Source organism: Nonomuraea sp. NPDC048881, from assembly GCF_040649795.1.
Lineage (GTDB): Bacteria > Actinomycetota > Actinomycetes > Streptosporangiales > Streptosporangiaceae > Nonomuraea.
Map to the genome: position 1 here is coordinate 637,815 of NZ_JBEZGC010000004.1, position 16,318 is coordinate 654,132.

The 16,318-nt window shown below is 68.1% G+C and carries 14 protein-coding genes; 9 read left to right on the forward strand and 5 right to left on the reverse strand.

Going from position 1 to position 16,318, the window contains the following annotated elements; all coding sequences use genetic code 11:
• Positions 1-60: 60 nt before the first annotated feature.
• From AB0C33_RS18105 to AB0C33_RS18115, 3 genes are all read right to left on the reverse strand, one after another.
• Positions 61-1,017, reverse strand: coding sequence for a zinc-binding dehydrogenase (locus AB0C33_RS18105; protein ID WP_358288926.1), 957 nt, complete (start codon positions 1,015-1,017; stop codon positions 61-63).
• Positions 1,018-1,088: 71 nt separating this feature from the next.
• The gene (locus tag AB0C33_RS18110; RefSeq protein WP_358288929.1) at positions 1,089-1,967 is read right to left on the reverse strand and encodes a hypothetical protein; all 879 of its coding nucleotides are present in this window, start codon (positions 1,965-1,967) and stop codon (positions 1,089-1,091) included.
• Positions 1,968-2,097: 130 nt separating this feature from the next.
• Entirely contained in the window at positions 2,098-3,537 is a 1,440-nt protein-coding gene (locus tag AB0C33_RS18115) for an acetyl-CoA synthetase (protein WP_358288932.1), read from the reverse strand.
• A gap of 283 nt (positions 3,538-3,820) precedes the next feature.
• Between AB0C33_RS18115 and AB0C33_RS18120 the strand changes: the two genes are divergently transcribed.
• Positions 3,821-4,951, forward strand: coding sequence for a serine protease (locus AB0C33_RS18120; protein WP_358288935.1), 1,131 nt, complete (start codon positions 3,821-3,823; stop codon positions 4,949-4,951).
• 96 nt (positions 4,952-5,047) lie between these two features.
• Here the strand turns inward: AB0C33_RS18120 and AB0C33_RS18125 are convergent, their stop codons facing one another.
• Positions 5,048-5,290, reverse strand: coding sequence for an SSI family serine proteinase inhibitor (locus tag AB0C33_RS18125; protein ID WP_352323540.1), 243 nt, complete (start codon positions 5,288-5,290; stop codon positions 5,048-5,050).
• A gap of 346 nt (positions 5,291-5,636) precedes the next feature.
• Between AB0C33_RS18125 and AB0C33_RS18130 the strand changes: the two genes are divergently transcribed.
• The 3 genes from AB0C33_RS18130 to AB0C33_RS18140 all read left to right on the forward strand — a co-directional run bounded on the left by AB0C33_RS18130 (position 5,637) and on the right by AB0C33_RS18140 (position 8,603).
• Positions 5,637-6,734 carry a hypothetical protein gene (locus AB0C33_RS18130; protein ID WP_358288938.1) on the forward strand — a complete coding sequence of 366 codons (1,098 nt, stop codon included), beginning with the start codon at positions 5,637-5,639 and terminating at the stop codon, positions 6,732-6,734.
• Positions 6,735-6,932: 198 nt separating this feature from the next.
• Positions 6,933-8,093, forward strand: coding sequence for a hypothetical protein (locus AB0C33_RS18135; protein ID WP_358288941.1), 1,161 nt, complete (start codon positions 6,933-6,935; stop codon positions 8,091-8,093).
• A gap of 315 nt (positions 8,094-8,408) precedes the next feature.
• Positions 8,409-8,603, forward strand: a complete 195-nt coding sequence (locus AB0C33_RS18140; RefSeq protein WP_358288944.1) for a hypothetical protein — start codon at positions 8,409-8,411, stop codon at positions 8,601-8,603.
• A gap of 195 nt (positions 8,604-8,798) precedes the next feature.
• Here AB0C33_RS18140 and AB0C33_RS18145 read toward each other — a convergent pair whose 3' ends face one another.
• Positions 8,799-9,059 carry a GntR family transcriptional regulator gene (locus AB0C33_RS18145; RefSeq protein ID WP_358288947.1) on the reverse strand — a complete coding sequence of 87 codons (261 nt, stop codon included), beginning with the start codon at positions 9,057-9,059 and terminating at the stop codon, positions 8,799-8,801.
• Between the two features lie 140 nt (positions 9,060-9,199).
• On the opposite strand from AB0C33_RS18145, the gene AB0C33_RS18150 reads away from it, so the two are divergent.
• The 5 genes from AB0C33_RS18150 to AB0C33_RS18170 all read left to right on the forward strand — a co-directional run bounded on the left by AB0C33_RS18150 (position 9,200) and on the right by AB0C33_RS18170 (position 16,274).
• Positions 9,200-9,415 (forward strand): DUF397 domain-containing protein, encoded by a 216-nt coding sequence (locus tag AB0C33_RS18150; protein ID WP_358288950.1) that lies wholly within the window; start codon positions 9,200-9,202, stop codon positions 9,413-9,415.
• Between the two features lie 184 nt (positions 9,416-9,599).
• Positions 9,600-10,394 (forward strand): inositol monophosphatase family protein, encoded by a 795-nt coding sequence (locus AB0C33_RS18155; protein ID WP_358288953.1) that lies wholly within the window; start codon positions 9,600-9,602, stop codon positions 10,392-10,394.
• A 496-nt stretch (positions 10,395-10,890) separates the two neighbouring features.
• Positions 10,891-12,474 carry a hypothetical protein gene (locus AB0C33_RS18160; RefSeq protein WP_358288955.1) on the forward strand — a complete coding sequence of 528 codons (1,584 nt, stop codon included), beginning with the start codon at positions 10,891-10,893 and terminating at the stop codon, positions 12,472-12,474.
• 439 nt (positions 12,475-12,913) lie between these two features.
• Positions 12,914-14,509, forward strand: a complete 1,596-nt coding sequence (locus tag AB0C33_RS18165; RefSeq protein ID WP_358288957.1) for a hypothetical protein — start codon at positions 12,914-12,916, stop codon at positions 14,507-14,509.
• 181 nt (positions 14,510-14,690) lie between these two features.
• On the forward strand, positions 14,691-16,274 hold the full coding sequence (locus tag AB0C33_RS18170) for a hypothetical protein (protein ID WP_358288960.1): 1,584 nt from the start codon (positions 14,691-14,693) through the stop codon (positions 16,272-16,274).
• Positions 16,275-16,318: the final 44 nt, after the last annotated feature.

Genomic DNA, 16,318 nt, shown 5'->3' on the forward strand with positions numbered 1-16,318 from the left:
GTGATACGACGTCATTCTTCCTGTATCACCCGGAAGGCGGGCAAGTAACCCTTCACTTATTCAGCTGGTAAAGACGATTTTTCCGAAGATCTCGCCTTCGGCCATGGCCGCGAAGCCGTCCCGGGCCTCGGTCATCGGCAGCGTCCGGTCGATCACCGGCCGCACGCCCGTCTGCTCCAGGAACACCGCCAGCCGCTGGAGCTGGTCGCGGGTGCCCATGGTGGTGCCGACCACGGACAGCTGCAGGAAGAAGACGCGGTTGAGGTCGGCGGACGGGACCGCGCCGCTGGTGGCCCCGGAGACCACGATGCGGCCGCCCGGCCTGAGCGACTTGAGCGAATGGTCCCAGGTGGCCTGGCCGACCGTCTCCATGACCGCGTCCACCCGCTCGGGCAGCCGCGCGCCCGTCTCGAAGACCTGGTCGGCGCCGAGCTCGCGGGCCCGCTCACGCTTGTCCTCCGACCGGCTGGTCGCCCAGACCCGGAAGCCGCCCGCGCGGCCGAGCGCGATCAGCGCGGTCGCGACGCCGCCGCCGGCGCCCTGCACCAGCACGGTCGAGCCCGGTTCGAGCCCGGCCTTGTCGAACAGCATGCGGTACGCGGTCAGCCACGCCGTGGGCAGGCAGGCGGCCTCCTCGAAGCTGAGCGCGGCCGGCTTGGGCACGAGGTTGCGCCGCGGCACGGCCACCCGCTCGGCGAACGTCCCGTCGTGCACCTCCGACAGCAGGGAGCGCCTGGGGTCGAGCGTCTCGTCCGCGCCCGTGCCGATGACGGCGTGCACGATGACCTCGTTGCCGTCCTCGTCCACGCCGGAGGCGTCGCAGCCGAGCACGATCGGCAGCCGCTCCTGCCTGATGCCCACGCCCTTGAGCGTCCACAGGTCGTGGTGGTTGAGGGCGGCGGCGCGCACCGAGACGGTCGTCCAGCCGTCGGGCGCCTTCGGGTCGGGGTGCTCACCGAGCGTCAGCCCGGCGAGCGGATTGTCGGGATCGGTCTGTGTGGCGGTTACGGCGAACATGGCCGCACCCTACTAACCGACCCGCCGCCACCCACGACACCGCCCCGCCCGAGCGAGCCGCCGGCCGGGACTCAGCGCCTGACCGTCACCCGGATCCCGGCGAGGGCGCGGCGCCGGAACTCCTCGGGTCCGGCGACGGCGACCTCCACGTCCCCCCGGCACGTCCACTCCGCCGGACGCCCGCGTCCCTCGATCACCTTCGGCAGCCGGGCCTTCCTGACGCAGTCGGGCGTGGGCGCCAGCACGACCATCTCCCGCACTCCCCCGCCGAACCAGAGCTGCGGCCCGGCCGGCCCCTCCTGGGTCACGGCCCCCGGACGGGCCAGCCGCACCGATCCCTCGCCCGACAGCACCAGGTAGCCGTCCCGGGTCACCTTGCCGTGCAGATCCCGCGCCAGGGCCGCGCGCTGGTCGAAGGTCAGCCCCTCGCCCCTGTCCTGCATCGCCAGCCGCCAGCGTCCGAACGCGAAGAGCAGCACCTGCCCGCTGCCCCCGCCCGGCTGGCGCGGCCACAGGGTGACGCCGGGGCCGTAGCTCCTGATCGGCCGGCCGCCGCCGGTCACCTCGGCGACCCCGTTGTACGGCACGCTGAACTGCCGGAACCGCCCGTCGATCCACGCGCCCTGGAACGGCCGCACCCCCAGCTCGTTGAGGTCGAGGTCGGCCGGGTAGCGCACCTCGGCCTTCAGCCCGTCGGGGAAGACGACGTCGATGATCTCGTCGTGGCCCTTGGTCCTGGCCGGGATCCGCAGGGCGTTGGGGCCGTTCTCGATCGTGGTGAGCGAGCGGATGGGCGTGGTGGCGGACGGCGGGGGCGGCTCCTGCCGCGGGTCGCGGCTGAGCAGCAGGCTGACGGCCGGGATCACCAGCAGAGCCAGCACCACCGCGAGCCCGATCCACCGGCGGCGGCCTCGCCCCCCTGCCTCGATGACGTCGAACTGGTCGGACACGACGTGCCTCGCCGGGTTAGTGCGGGTTGCGCCCTTCACCCCCAGTTCAGTTGAGCGACATCCGCCCGCGCAAGCCCTCGAACCCGGCGAAGTCGCCGCATGAGGTCACAACTTCACAACCTCGGCGGGATCACCAGGTGGCCACGTTGGGCCCGTCGCCCGCGACCAGGCTGACCCGCTGCCCCACGAGCTCCCGGGACATGGCGTCGGCCAGCAGCTCCGGCTCCAGCACGTGCGCGTGCGCCCGCCCGCCGGCCGGCAGGTCGACGACGAGGATGCCCTTGTCCGGCTCGCCGTCCGGGCCGTGCGCGACCGTGTAGCCGGCCACGGTGGCGGGCCCGGCGTACGAGCCCACGACGGGCACCCCGGCCGCCGTGAACACCGGGACGGCGTCCCCGGGCGGCCCGCCGGGCTCGCTGGACCACACCGCGTACGTGTGCTTCGTCAGGTGCATCCCCACGCCGGTCACCAGCCCATGGCCCGACTGCGTGCGCAGCAGCCCGGCCATCGTGGCCGTCGAGTGCAGCACGTAGTCGCTGGCCGGGCCGCCGGCGTACGGCAGGCCGCCGGTGACCGTCAGGCCGCGCCGGTCGTACGGGGCGAGCCCGATCGCGTCGCACGCCTGCCGCAACGCGACGGCGAAGCAGCTGTACAGGTCGAGCGCGTCCATGTCGGCGAGGCCGAGCCCGGCGCGCCGGAAGGCGGCCTCGGCGGCGGCCCCGATCGCCTGCGACGAGCCGAGCGCGGGCCGCGCCGCCACCTCCCAGGTGTCCTCGGCGTACGCCCAGCCGCGCAGGTAGACCCGCCGCTCGTCCGGCACCCCCAGCCGGTCGGCCAGCTCCGCGCAGGCCAGGACGACGGCCGCCGCCTGGTCGACCTCCATGACCGCCACGGTGTTCCTGGTGTACGGCCAGCCGACGAACCGGTTGCCCTTCACCAGCTCCTCGGGCGTGCGCACGGCCCGCCGCCACGCGTACGGGTTGGCCGCGGCCACCTCGGTCATCGGCGCCATCATCCGGCCCCGGTCGAGCATCTCCTCCTCGACCGTCATCCCGGCCGCCGCCCGCCGCGCGGTCTCCATGATCGCGTACGTGTGCACGGGCAGGAACAGGTCGTGCGCCAGCTCGGCGGGGTGCGGGGGCCGTTCCCAGCCGTAGGGCGGCTTGGGATCGGCGGCGTGGCTCCACGGCACGTGCTCGCCCGCCCGCCGGTAGGCCCGCCGGGTGGCCAGCGCCTCGGCCCCGGTGATCAGCGCGCAGTCCAGGTCGCCCGCCGCGATCCGGGCCGCGGCCGCGCCGATGAGGAGCTGCGGAGCGGTGCCGCTGACCTTGGAGTAGGCGGTGTGGCGCGGCGTGGCGCCCAGGCGCTCGGCCAGCCGCCCGGTGGGCGAGTCGTACTGCCAGGAGTCGGTGTGGACGATCTGGATCGAGTCGAGCCACCCGGCGGGCAGCCGGGCGTCCTCGGCCGCCTCGCGGGCGACCGATTCCCACAGATCGAGCGGTTCCGGGCCGGGCTGTTCGCGCACGGTGCGTTGGGCGATGCCGATGAGACAGGGGGTGCGTGGATCCATACCGACATCTAACCAGAACAACATTCGGTTGATAAGCAGTGGCGTTTGATAATCAGCGTTACCGCTGGTGTCGCAGACTCTTCACGATGTGCCTGACCTGTGGAGATGCCTTTTTTGAATACATGTAATTTCGCTATTTCCATAACAAAACGGAGGCGGAACCGACCTTTTCGCATCGCTTTCTGGCTGACGGGTTGCGCCATTCATTAGCGTGCTCAACGTTTTCCTGGCCCACCGGGGCGCAGCACCCCGCTCTGGGCCGCCGAGAACCGAGAGGAGTTCCATGTATTCCCGAGCAAGGCGCATCGCGATCCCCCTCGCCGCGCTGGTGGCCGCCGCCCTGGCCGCCGGCACGACCACCGGCGCCACGGCGGAGGCGACCTCGGCCCCCGACGTCGTGTCCAGGAACGCGGCGACCCCCGCCGAGCAGGCCGTGCAGTTCTGGACGCCGGACCGCATCAAGCTCGCCACCGACCACGACGGCGCGCTCGACGTGTCGTCCAGGGGTGTCAGGGGCGGCACGGGCGGCGACCAGACCCCCGACGGGCCGCCCGGATCGGTCCCGCCGATCGGCGGGGAGAAGGCGAGGGCGGGCAAGAGCCGGCAGGTCAACCTGCCCGACACGGTCGGCCGCGTGTTCTTCACGCTGCCCCGGACCGACCCGCGCAACCCGAAGAACTGGCGGTACTGCTCGGCCAGCTCCGTACAGGGCAAGTACCGCAATCTGGTGGCGACCTCCGCCCACTGTGTCTACGACCCCCAGCAGAACACCTTCTACGACAACTGGATCTTCATCCCGTCGTACTGGGACGGCGACAACGTGCGGGAGGGCAAGGCGCCGTACGGCATCTACGCCGCCAGGACGTTCAACGCGCACGACGACTTCGTGGTGAAGGAGGACTACGACTTCGACTACGCGTTCGTCAACGTCTACAACGGCATCAAGGTGAGCTGGGAGAAGACCGGCAACCGGTGGCACTGGACCGTCAAGAACGCCGGCCGCCTCGGTGACAACGTCGGCGGCCAGGGCTTCACCTGGAACCGCGGCACGAAGCTGAACGTGTTCTCCTTCGGCTACCCGGCCGGCGGGCACCCCGACGGCGACAAGCCGTACACCGGCCGCACGCTGAAGTGGTGCTACGGCAGGACGGCTCCGATGCCCGGGGCCAAGAAGTACGACCTGCAGGAGCAGATCGGCTTCAGGTGCTCCTTCACCGCCGGCGCCGGCGGCGGCCCGTTCATATACGACTACCGGAACTCCACACGCACCGGCTACCTGGTGGGCGTGAACAGCGTCGCGTGGGACACCGACGGCAACGACCGCTACGACCACATCTCGTCGCCGTACTTCAACACCGACACCTACGACGTCTACAAGGCCGCCGCCAACCGCTGGACCGGCGACATGCCGTGATCCGGCCCGGCAGTCGAGGCCCCGGATCCTCCTCGGCGGGATCCGGGGCCTTCCCCGGTCGTCGATCTCTCGGGCGTACGCCTCCAGACCCGCGCCTCAGACGCGGAAGACCGGGCCCGTGGCGACGGCGAGGGCGCAGGCGTTGGGGAAGGTCTGCGAGTAGCGGTAGCGGTCGCCGTCCCAGACGCCCTCCGCCCGTACGTCCACCGGCTCGTAGTCGGCGGTGCAGGAGACCCCCGTACGACCGCTCAGACGGGCCGGGTTCCCGCCCACCTGTTCGAGAGCGGAACAGGCCGCGACCTGCCCCGGCGCGACCCGGCCGGGGGTGCACTCCAGCACGCCCTGCCGATCTCCGACGCTGATCCGGAAAAGCCTTTGGCCCTTGTGCGACGTCCGGACATCGGGCGGTCCGGTCGTGGCGTTCGCCACTGGAGCGGCGGCGAATGCGGCGCAGGAAAGCGCGATGATGCAGAGAATTCGATGCATAGGCGCAGCCTCTATCAGCCCTCTGACCTGGGGCAACGACCGACACGCGTGATCATTTACGCGTATCGGGAGGGATCGGCTGATGGCGTCCTTATCGCACACGGTGCACTCTTGATCAGGTAACGAATCCCTATCCGGGCTGCAATACAGGCAGTTGATCTGGAAAAATCCACCCTTACGACCCCAAGAAAGGCATTTCATGATCTCCCGGGCCAGGCAACTGGCGGCGGCCGCCCTGGGCGGCGCGCTGCTGTTGCTGCCTGCCTTCACGGGGATCGCGAACGCCGCGCCGGCGAGCCGGGTCTTCGGCGTCACGCTGGCCAAGACCGCCGCCGACATGAGGAAGGTCGCCGACTACTGGCGTCCCGACCAGCTCAAGCAGGCCGACAGCTACAGCCCCGCCACGCCGGGCGCGCAGGCCGCCCCGACGTCCTCGGCCGGCGCCGCCTCCGGGCCCGCCTCGCCCGTGACGGCGGTGCGGCGGACGTCCGCGACGCAGGGCATCGCGCCCGTGCCGCCCAAGCAGGGGGGCGCCGGCAAGACCATGGGCAAGGTCTTCTTCAAGTTCGGCGCCAAGCAGTACTGGTGCTCGGCCAGCGCGGTCGCCGCCCGCAACCGCAGCGTCGTGGCCACGGCCGGCCACTGCGCGTACGACTCCCGCCAGGCCAAGGCCGCCGAATACTGGATCTTCGTACCCAACCCCGGTCCCAACGGCGAGACGCCCGACGGGATCTACGTGGGGGCCGCGCTCAGCATGCACGAGGACTGGTCCGGCAAGGGCGACTACGACTTCGACTACGCGTTCGTGACCGTGCACCGCGGGTTCGTCTGGGAGCAGGCCAAGGACGGCACGTACACGATGAAGGACGTCGGCCGCCTCCAGGACAACGTGGGCGGTCAGGGGCTGGAGATCAACAGGAAGCCGGCGGCCGCCACCATGACGGCGTTCGGCTTCCCGGCCGGCGTGCAGCCCGACGGCACCCGTCCGTTCGACGGCAAGACGCTGCGGACGTGCCAGGGCAGCGTCACGTACTGGACCGCGGCTCCCGCGCTCGACCTGCAGAAGGGCGTCCGGCTCCAGCCGTGCGCCTTCAGCCCCGGCGCCAGCGGCGGCCCCTGGCTGGTCGACTACGACGCGGCCCGCGGACTCGGCGACCTGAACGGCGTCAACAGCCTGACCTGGAACAGGGACGCCAAGGGCACCTACGACGCCGTGTCGTCGCCGTACTTCGACACGACCACGGCGGAGGTCTACCGACGCGCCGCCGCACTCACCACGCCGGTAAATGTGACGTAAGTCACATGCAACCAGGTGATCACGGGACGTGATCAGCCGATCCTTTGATCTCGATACGGTAACGGCGCTGGCTGGGAGCGCTGACATGATCTACCGAAAATTTCCATTCGCCCTGTCAGCGTTATAGGTTCCGGGTCGTCCGTTTGCTGAATTTCGGGGTGCAAGAGGCGCCTCCTGTCAGCGCAACCTGGAGTTACCTTGAAGCGAATCCTCCTCCCCGTCGGCGGCGCGGTCGTGGCGACCGGCCTTCTGGCCGCCGGGCTCTCCGCCACCGCCCAGGCCGACGGCGGTGTCTCCAACGACCCGATGGCCGGCAGCAACTCCCAGGCCGCCTCGATCGCCTCCTTCTGGATCGCCTCCAACGGCGCCGCCCTCCGCCAGGCCACGCAGTACACCTGGGACTCCAAGGAAGTGCGGAAGGTCGTCTCCAAGGGCGGCTACGACCCCGACGGCCGTCCCGGCATGACCGCGCCGACCGGCGCGCAGAAGGGCGGCGCGTCCCAGAACGTGAACCTGCCCAAGAGCATCGGCAAGGTCTTCTTCGTCGACGGCTCCGGCAAGTTCCGCTGGTGCTCGGCCACCTCGATCCAGTCGGGCAACCGCAACCTGGTCGCCACCGCCGGCCACTGCGTGTACGACACGGACAGTAACAGCGACACGCTGTCCAACTGGGTCTTCGTCCCGGGCTACTACCAGGGCAAGGCCCCCTGGGGCATCTACGTGGGCAAGCAGGCCTTCACCCACTACGACTTCGACAACTACGAGGACTACGACCGCGACTACGCGTTCGTCACCGTCTACAACGGCATCCAGTTCGACGGCGTGAAGCAGGTGGACCGCAAGGACTTCGAGCGCTTCAGCGGCCCGAAGCGCGCCTGGGGCGGCCACTACTACATCCTGCTGTCCAAGGACGCCGGCCGGCTCGGCGACGCCGTGGGCGGCCAGGGCTTCGCCTGGAACCAGCCGACGGGCAAGTTCGTCCGCACCTTCGGCTACCCGGCGGCCCCGCACCCCGACGGCAACAAGCCGTACAGCGGTGTCACGCCGAAGCACTGCTACGGCAAGACGACGGCCAAGACCGTGGGCGCGTCGTGGCTCAAGATCGAGGAGCACGTCGGCCTGAAGTGCGCCGTCACCCCCGGCTACGACGGCGGGCCGTGGCTGCTGAACTACAGCAACGCCAAGCGCCTCGGCTACGTGAACGGTGTCACCAGCACCTTCGCCGACCAGGACGGCAACGACCGCATCGACTACATCACCTCGCCCTACTTCGACGGCGAGACGGCGGCCGTGTACAAGGCGGCCACCAACTTCCCGTCGGGGAAGATCGTGGGGCCTAACGGGGAGCTCTACAAGTAAGCCCTCACCAGGGGAGAGAGGGCCCCGGCGTTGCTCCTTGCCGCCGGGGCCCTCACCTGTCCGCCCCCCGAATCGACTCCCCCAGCAAAGGCGCTCCGCGCCCACAAGGGCTCAGACCCTTCCCGATCAGGCGCCTACCGGCGCACCCCACGCGCCTTCGGCGCCATGGAACTCCCGCCGTCACCGCCCACCCAACCGCGGACGGCATGCCCCACCCGCGTTCCCGACACTCCCACTGGAAGCTCGCTGGGCATCCGTCGAATCTGCAGCGTTTCGGGGCGTGATTCGCCAGCCCTTGTGGCGCAAGATGTCGGTATGACCGAGGATCAGGACGAGCCCGCGACCGCTCCCGCCACGACGGCCCCGGAGGTCACGATCACCCTCGACCCCCACGTCAAGGCGTACGTCGACCGAGCGGTCGAGGACGGCGAGTTCGCATCCGTGTCCGCGGCCTTCAACGAGGCGATGCTGGAACGCATGCGCCGCCGCCCCCGCGTCCGCAGCTGGTGACCAGGCAAGGTAGAACGAGCGGGCCGCACGCACGGCCGGCCCGCTGACTACCGGACGGCGACGCGGTCACCCGCCGGCGCCGTCACCGGCGAATGAGCGGCCAGATGGCCCAGACGCTTGACGGGCACGACCTCCCGGCGCCGCCGAGGCGGCGGCCCGCGCCCCCCGGAGCGAGCACCCCAGCGCCAAGCCCACCTACGCGGACCCGCGCGACACGAACGTCCCCCGCCCATGGACGACGACCAGCAGGCCGCGCTCCGCCAGATCCTTGACCGCGCGCCGGACCGTCACCCGGGAGACGCCGTACTGGCTCGCCAGCTCCAGCTCGGCGGGCAGCTTGGCGCCGGGGGCCAGCAGGCCGGAGGCGATGTCGGCCTCGACGTCCTTGGCCAGTTGCCGCCACACCAGGTTCGGCCCGACATGGTCGATGCGGTCGCTTTTGTCCACCAAGGCCATAGAAAAACGCTAAGGGACGCAGAACCTACGAGGACAAATGACTACCTCATTCAAGGTATGGAGAGGTCCTATCATGTCTAGTGCTTGTATCTTCCAAGCGATCCCCCCGCGGGCCGCTGACGAGACGAAAGGAAGCACTCATGACAGACCTGTACCGCGGCAACCTCGATGACGTGCCCTTCACCCAACTTCGCGGCGGCGGCCCACCGGGCGACCACGTGGAGACCTGCGTCCTGATCGCGCAGATCCCCGGCATCGACGACGCCTACGCACTCCGCGACTCCAAGAACCCCGACGCCGGAACGCTCCGCTTCACCGGCACCGAGCTGCGCGCCGCGGGAATCGCCACCATCTAGCAGAGACCGCGACAGCCGCCCCTGCCCGAAATCAAGGCCCAAGGACCGAAACGAGCAGGGGCGGCCCCGCCGACCACGGGGGAGCACCAGGCACTGGCACGTCTCCCATCCATGCCCGATCAACCGCACCCACGGACGAAGGCCCCCTTCAACCCCATAGCACCCGATGTCTAGCATGGGCCCCATGCTGATCGACGCGGTGACCGAGATCCTTCGCGAGACCGCCGAGATCGCGATCCTCCCCCGGTTCCGCGCCCTCGCCGCCGGTGACGTCTCGGAGAAGACACCGGGCGAAGTGGTCACCGTGGCCGACCGTGAGGCCGAGGAGCTGATCAGCCGCCGCCTCCGCGACCTCCTGGACGCCCCCGTCGTCGGCGAGGAGGCGGCCTCCGCGGACCCCGCGCTCCTGTCCGCCCTGCACGACGCCCCCACCGCCTGGCTGGTCGACCCCCTGGACGGCACGGCCAACTTCGTCGCGGGCCGCCCCGAGTACGCGGTGATGGCAGCCCTGGTCCGGTCGGGCCAGACGGTCGCGTCCTGGATCGTGCGGCCGGCCGAGGACGACGTCTACGTCGCCGAGCTCGGTTCCGGAGCCTGGCGGAACGGCATCCCCGTCCACCGCGCCGCGCCTCCCGCCGACCCCGCCCGGCTGCGCGGCGCCGTCCTCACCCGCTTCCTGGACGACGACGCCAAGGCCCACGTGGCGGCGGCCGAACCCCGCTTCGCCGCCCTCACCCCTGGCACGAAGTGCGCCGGCGTGGACTATCCCCGCCTCCTGAACGGCGACCAGGACTTCCTGCTGTTCCACCGGACGCTCCCCTGGGACCACGCGCCGGGCGTCCTGCTGCTGACGGAGGCCGGCGGCGCCGCCCGCCACCTCGACGCCACCCCGTACAGCCCGTCCGTCCCCAGACTGGGCCTGCTCAACGCAGCCGACACAGCCTCCTGGCGGACGGTCCGCACCATCCTTCTCCCCTGACGCTTCAGGGTCGCGGCTGCCGCCGCCCCTCGCTTCGCCATGCCCAAAAGCGACAAACACCCCAAATAGCCACATAGCACGCAGGGCATGTTGGGTCCGGACCCCCTACAAAAACGGGCAGATTGTCGAAACCTGAGGGATCCTGAGCCGAACCTGAAGATCACCTGTGAGTGACGGGCCGATTTAGACGGATGGGGCCCCAATCTGGTTCCTGTGATCTGGATCACATTCATCCAGTCACACAGCGCAACGAGCCCCTAACGGAACTTTCGTCCCGACCGCCGAATCCCCTACAGGTCCAGCGAAAACATCACCTTCCGGTAACGTCACGCCAAAGCCTCTGACAGATAACAGCACGATAACGGCGAAAACGCCCCTTACCGATCCCCTCAGAACGGCTTTCACCTGCGGAGATCACTGGCTATGTTCCTTGCTATCCCTTTACTGACGCATGGGACGCATGTTGCGACCCACGACAGACCAAGGAGCAGTTCCCTTGAAGCGCATCCTCATCCCCGCCGGTGGCGCCATCCTGGCTACCGGCCTCCTGGCCGCCGGCCTCGCCGGTACGGCCTCGGCCGACAGCGACATCTCCACCGACGCGATGGCGGCGAGCGCGGCCAACGCGAAGGCGATCGCCGGTTTCTGGGCCGAGAACAACGGTGCCGCCCTCCGGGCCGCCACCGAGTCCAACGTCTGGGACAAGGCGGACGTCGCCAAGCTGCAGAGCAAGGGCGGCTACAGCGCCGACACCAAGCCGGGCACCACTGCCCCGATTGGTGAGGAGAAGAAGACCACCGCCAAGACGCAGAACGTCAACATGCCGAAGACCATCGGCAAGGTGTTCTTCGTCAACGGCAAGGGCGAGAAGAAGTGGTGCTCCGCCACCTCGCTCCAGTCGAAGTACCGCAACCTGGTCGCCACGGCCGGTCACTGCGTCTACGACACCGGCGCCAACGCCGACGTCATGTCCAAGTGGGTCTTCGTCCCCGGTTACTACCAGGGCAAGGCTCCCTGGGGCATCTACGTGGGCAAGCAGGCCTTCACCCACTACGACTTCGACGTGTACGAGGACTACGACCGCGACTACGCGTTCGTGACCGTGTACAACGGCGTCTCCCTCTCGACCAGCGCGGTCCAGGAGAAGCAGGTCCTCAAGTCGGAGTTCGACAAGTTCGAGGGCAAGAAGGACGTCAAGTCCACCGAGCTCAAGGACATCCCCGGCGGCAAGACCGCCGAGCAGCAGTACAAGGAGGGCCTGGACAAGTACGGCCCCAACGGTGGCTTCCGCGCCGAGACCACCACGACCGAGGAGGCCTCCGGCGGTAACTTCACCGACGCGATCCCCACGGTCGACAAGGTCGAGGTGACCGAGGGCCAGTACAACGCCGCCCCCGCCGCCAACGAGAACCCCCGCCTGTGGAAGAACGGCGACAAGGGTGCCATCAAGAACACCCCGCTCACCGAGGCTCAGTACAAGCAGAAGCTTGACGAGAAGGCTGCGGGCAAGGTTCTCGGCAAGGTCTACAAGGACAGCCAGGGCGACTACTGGCTGACCCAGTACTACGTCGTCCAGTGGTACAAGGTCACCAAGACGACCCGGTACTACCACGACTCGTTCTTCATCTACACCGGTGGAGACGTCGCGGCCAAGGACGCCGGTCGCCTCGGCGACAACGTCGGCGGCCAGGGCTTCGCCTGGAACCAGCCCACGGGCAAGTACGTCCGCGTGTTCGGCTACCCGGCCGCGCCGCACCCCGACGGCCACAAGAACTACACCGGCATCACGCCGAAGTGGTGCTACGGCAAGACCACCAAGAAGCTGGTCGGTTCGGCCGCCAAGAAGATCGAGGAGCACGTGGCGCTCAAGTGCGCCATGACCGAGGGCGCCGACGGTGGTCCTTGGCTCCTCAACTACAGCAACTCCAAGCGCCTCGGTTACGTGAACGGTGTCACCAGCACCTTCAACGACCAGGACGGCAACAACCGCGTGGACTACATCTCCTCGCCGTACTTCGACGGTGAGACGAACGTCGTCTACAAGGCCGCTGCCAACGTTTGGTCCGGCAAGATCGTCTGATTGACGGCTTCCGACGGGCGGTCCTGACCGCCCGTACGAACCGTCAGCAACCGAAGGGCTCGGCATCCGCCGGGCCCTTCGGCCTTTCCGGGCCGGAAAGTGAAGGCGTTTGGACGCATGCGACGCCGAAACGGTGCCATCAGGCCGATGTGATCTGCGTCACACTGCTCTCGCGGACCCGATCAAGGCCGAGCGGCGACCCCGCAACCGGCGCCCGCCCCTCGTTCATGTTGATCAGGGCAAACGCCCTCAAGCCCGACTTCCCCTGACTCCTGCGCCACAACGCCCTAAACATCACAGAACGATAACGCCCGGCTTGTCGCATCTTTTCCTCTCAAAGCGGCTACCCGACTTCAAGATCGACACTGTATGTTCCTGGCTATCCCTTTACTGACGCATGGGACGCAAGAGGCGTTCCACGACAGCGCAAGGAGTTACCTTGAAGCGCATCCTCCTCCCCGCCGGTGGCGCCATTCTGGCCACTGGTCTGCTGGCCGCCGGCCTCGCCGGTGCCGCTCAGGCCGACCCGGACGTCGACGCCGCCGCTCTGGCTGCCAGCCAGCAGAAGGCTGCTGAGATCATCAACTTCTGGACCAAGTCCGACAACGCTGCCCTGCGGCAGGCCACGGCCTACTACTGGGACAACAAGGACGTCAAGAAGATCGTGCAGAAGGGCGGGTACGTCGCTGACGGCAAGCCCGGCTCCACCCCGCCGATCGGCGCCGAGAAGACCGTCACGGTCAAGTCCCAGAACGTGAACCTGCCGAAGTCCATCGGCAAGGTCTTCTTCGAGGGTCGCGACGGCAAGCTGTACTGGTGCTCCGGCACCTCCATCCAGTCGAACTACCGCAACCTGGTTGCGACGGCTGGTCACTGCGTGTACGACATCGCCGCCAACGACGAGGTCGTCTCCCGCTGGGTGTTCGTCCCGGGTTACTACCAGGGCAAGACCCCGTGGGGCATCTACGTGGGCAAGCAGGCCTTCACGCACTACGACTTCTCGAACTACGAGGACTTCGACCGCGACTACGCGTTCGTCACCGTTTACAACGGTGTCAACCTCAACTACAGCAAGGTTGAGTCGCACCAGGTCACCAAGGCCGAGTACGACAAGTTCGAGGGCAAGAAGGAAGTCAAGTCCACCGAGCTCAAGGACATCCCCGGTGGGAAGACCGCTGAGCAGCAGTACAAGGAGGGCCTGGACAAGTACGGCCCCAACGGTGGCTTCCGCGCCGAGAACGTGACCTCCAAGGAGCCGGCTGGCGGCAACTTCGAGGACTCCGTTCCCACCGTGGACGAGGTCGAGGTGACGGAGGGCCAGTACGCTGCCGCCCCCGCCGCCAGCGAGAACCCCGGCCTGTGGAAGAACGGCGACAAGGGCGCCACCAAGAACACCCCGCTCACCGAGGCTCAGTACAAGCAGAAGCTTGACGAGAAGGCTCAGGGCAAGGTGCTCGGCAAGGTCTGGAAGGACAACCTGGGCGACTACTGGCTGACCCAGTACTACGTCATCCAGTGGTACAAGGTCAGCAGCGCGACCAAGTACTTCCACGACTCGTTCTTCATCTACCCGGGTGGGGACCTGTCCCTGACCGACACGGGTCGCCTCGGCGACAACGTCGGTGGCCAGGGCTTCGCGTGGAACCAGCCCACCGGTAAGTACGTCCGTACCTTCGGCTACCCCTACGCCAAGCACCCCGACGGCTCGAAGCCCTACTCCGGCGTTACGCCGAAGTGGTGCTACGGCAAGACCGGCGCGAAGGCGACCAAGGTCCCGAGCCTGAAGATCGAAGAGCACATCTCGCTGAAGTGCGCCGTCACCGGCGGCTACAACGGCGCCCCGTGGCTCCTCAAGTACAGCAACGCCAAGCGCATGGGCTACGTCAACGGCGTGACCAGCGTTCTGTACGACACGGACAACAACGACCGCTGGGACTACATGTCCTCGCCGTACTTCGACGGTGAGACCAACTCGGTCTACGCCGCCGCGGCGAACGTGTGGTCGGGCACCATCCTTCCGAAGGCCGACAGCTGATCTTCGGACGGATACCGGGCTGAGGGTCCAAACCTCCGCTCAACCTAGCTTCACCCGAAGGGCTCGGCATTTGCCGGGCCCTTCGGCCTTTTCTGGCGAAAACTGAGACGATCCCTTACCAGAGTGACAAGAGGGTCGATAGGGTTTTGACGCCCTTCTTGACAACTTCGTGGAGCCTCCCTTGAAGCGCCTGCTCATCCCCCTCGCCGCCGCCGGCTTGAGCGCCGCACTCCTTGCCCAGCCGTCCAGTGCCGCCCCTGACTGGGTCACCGACAACCTGATGCCCAAGCCCGCCGACGCGTACAGCACCGCCAAGTTCTGGCTGGGCGCGAACGGCGCGGCCCTGCGCAAGGCGACGCAGTACAACTGGGACGCCAAGAACGTCTCCAAGCTGGTCGCCACGCAGAGCAAGGACGGCGTCCCCGACGGCAAGCCCGGCCTGACCGCTCCCACCGGCACGCCGAAGCCCACGGCCAGCAAGAACGTCAACCTGCCCAAGACCATCGGCAAGGTGTTCTTCGTCGACCACGCGGGCCGCTACCGCTGGTGCTCGGCCACCTCCATCCAGGCTCGCAACCGCAACCTCGTGGCGACCGCCGGCCACTGTGTGTACGAGACCGGCAAGGACGTCTACGCCAAGTGGATCTTCGTGCCCGGCTACTACCAGGGCAAGGCTCCCTGGGGCGTCTACGTCGGCGCCTACGCCTTCACGTCCTACGACCTCGACACCTACGACGACTACGACGGCGACTTCGCCTTCGTCGCGGTCCACAACGGCTTCTCCCTGGTCGCCGAACAGGCCGAGGGCAAGCAGGTGCTGAAGTCGGAGTTCGACAAGTTCGACGGCAAGAAGGACGTCAAGTCCACCGAGCTCAAGGACATCCCCGGCGGCAAGACCGCCGAGCAGCAGTACAAGGAGGGCCTGGACAAGTACGGCCCCAATGGCGGCTTCCGCGCCGACAACGTGACCTCCAAGGACGCGGCCGGCGGCAATTTCGAGGACTCCGTCCCCACCGTGGACGAGGTCGAGGTGACCGAGGGCCAGTACGCTGCCGCCCCCGCCGCCAACCAGAACCCCGCCCTGTGGAAGAACGGCGACAAGGGCGCCACCAAGAACACCGCCCTCACCGAGGCCCAGTACAAGCAGAAGCTTGACGAGAAGGCCGAGGGCAAGGTGCTCGGCAAGGTCTGGAAGGACAACCTGGGCGACTACTGGCTGACCCAGTACTACGTCGTCCAGTGGTACAAGGTCAGCAGCTCGACCAAGTACTTCCACGACGCGTACTTCATCTTCCCGGACAACGCCAAGGCCAAGGACATGGGCCGGCTCGGGGACGTCGTCGGCGGGCAGGGCTTCGCGTGGAACCAGCCGCGCGGCCAGAAGGTCACCGTCTTCGGCTACCCCGCCGCCCCCCACCCCGACGGCGACAAGCCCTACACCGGCGTGACCCCCAAGTGGTGCTCCGGCACGACCGGCACCAAGACGTACCAGGTCAACACCTTCCGGGTCGAGGAGCACCAGGTGCTCAAGTGCTCCATGACCCCCGGCGCCGACGGCGGCCCCTGGCTCATGAAGTACGACAACGGCAAGCGCACCGGTTACGTCAACGGCGTGACGAGCATGTTCCACGACCAGGACGGCAACGACCGGATCGACTTCATCAGCTCCGCCTACTTCGACGGCGAGGTGGCCGACGTCTACAACAAGGCCAACTACGCCGAGACCAAGAGCATCGTCGGCCCGAACGGCGAACTGCTCGACTAGCGACGCCGAAGCCCCGGGACCGCCGAAGAGACGGCCCGGGGCCT

Bases quoted from the DNA above. Each gene is read 5' to 3' on its own strand.
- AB0C33_RS18145 (WP_358288947.1), bottom strand. From the start codon at position 9,059: ATGGCCTTGGTGGACAAAAGCGACCGCATCGACCATGTCGGGCCGAAC.
- AB0C33_RS18155 (WP_358288953.1), top strand. From the start codon at position 9,600: ATGCTGATCGACGCGGTGACCGAGATCCTTCGCGAGACCGCCGAGATC.
- AB0C33_RS18115 (WP_358288932.1), bottom strand. From the start codon at position 3,537: ATGGATCCACGCACCCCCTGTCTCATCGGCATCGCCCAACGCACCGTG.
- AB0C33_RS18140 (WP_358288944.1), top strand. From the start codon at position 8,409: ATGACCGAGGATCAGGACGAGCCCGCGACCGCTCCCGCCACGACGGCC.
- AB0C33_RS18120 (WP_358288935.1), top strand. From the start codon at position 3,821: ATGTATTCCCGAGCAAGGCGCATCGCGATCCCCCTCGCCGCGCTGGTG.
- AB0C33_RS18105 (WP_358288926.1), bottom strand. From the start codon at position 1,017: ATGTTCGCCGTAACCGCCACACAGACCGATCCCGACAATCCGCTCGCC.
- AB0C33_RS18130 (WP_358288938.1), top strand. From the start codon at position 5,637: ATGATCTCCCGGGCCAGGCAACTGGCGGCGGCCGCCCTGGGCGGCGCG.
- AB0C33_RS18150 (WP_358288950.1), top strand. From the start codon at position 9,200: ATGACAGACCTGTACCGCGGCAACCTCGATGACGTGCCCTTCACCCAA.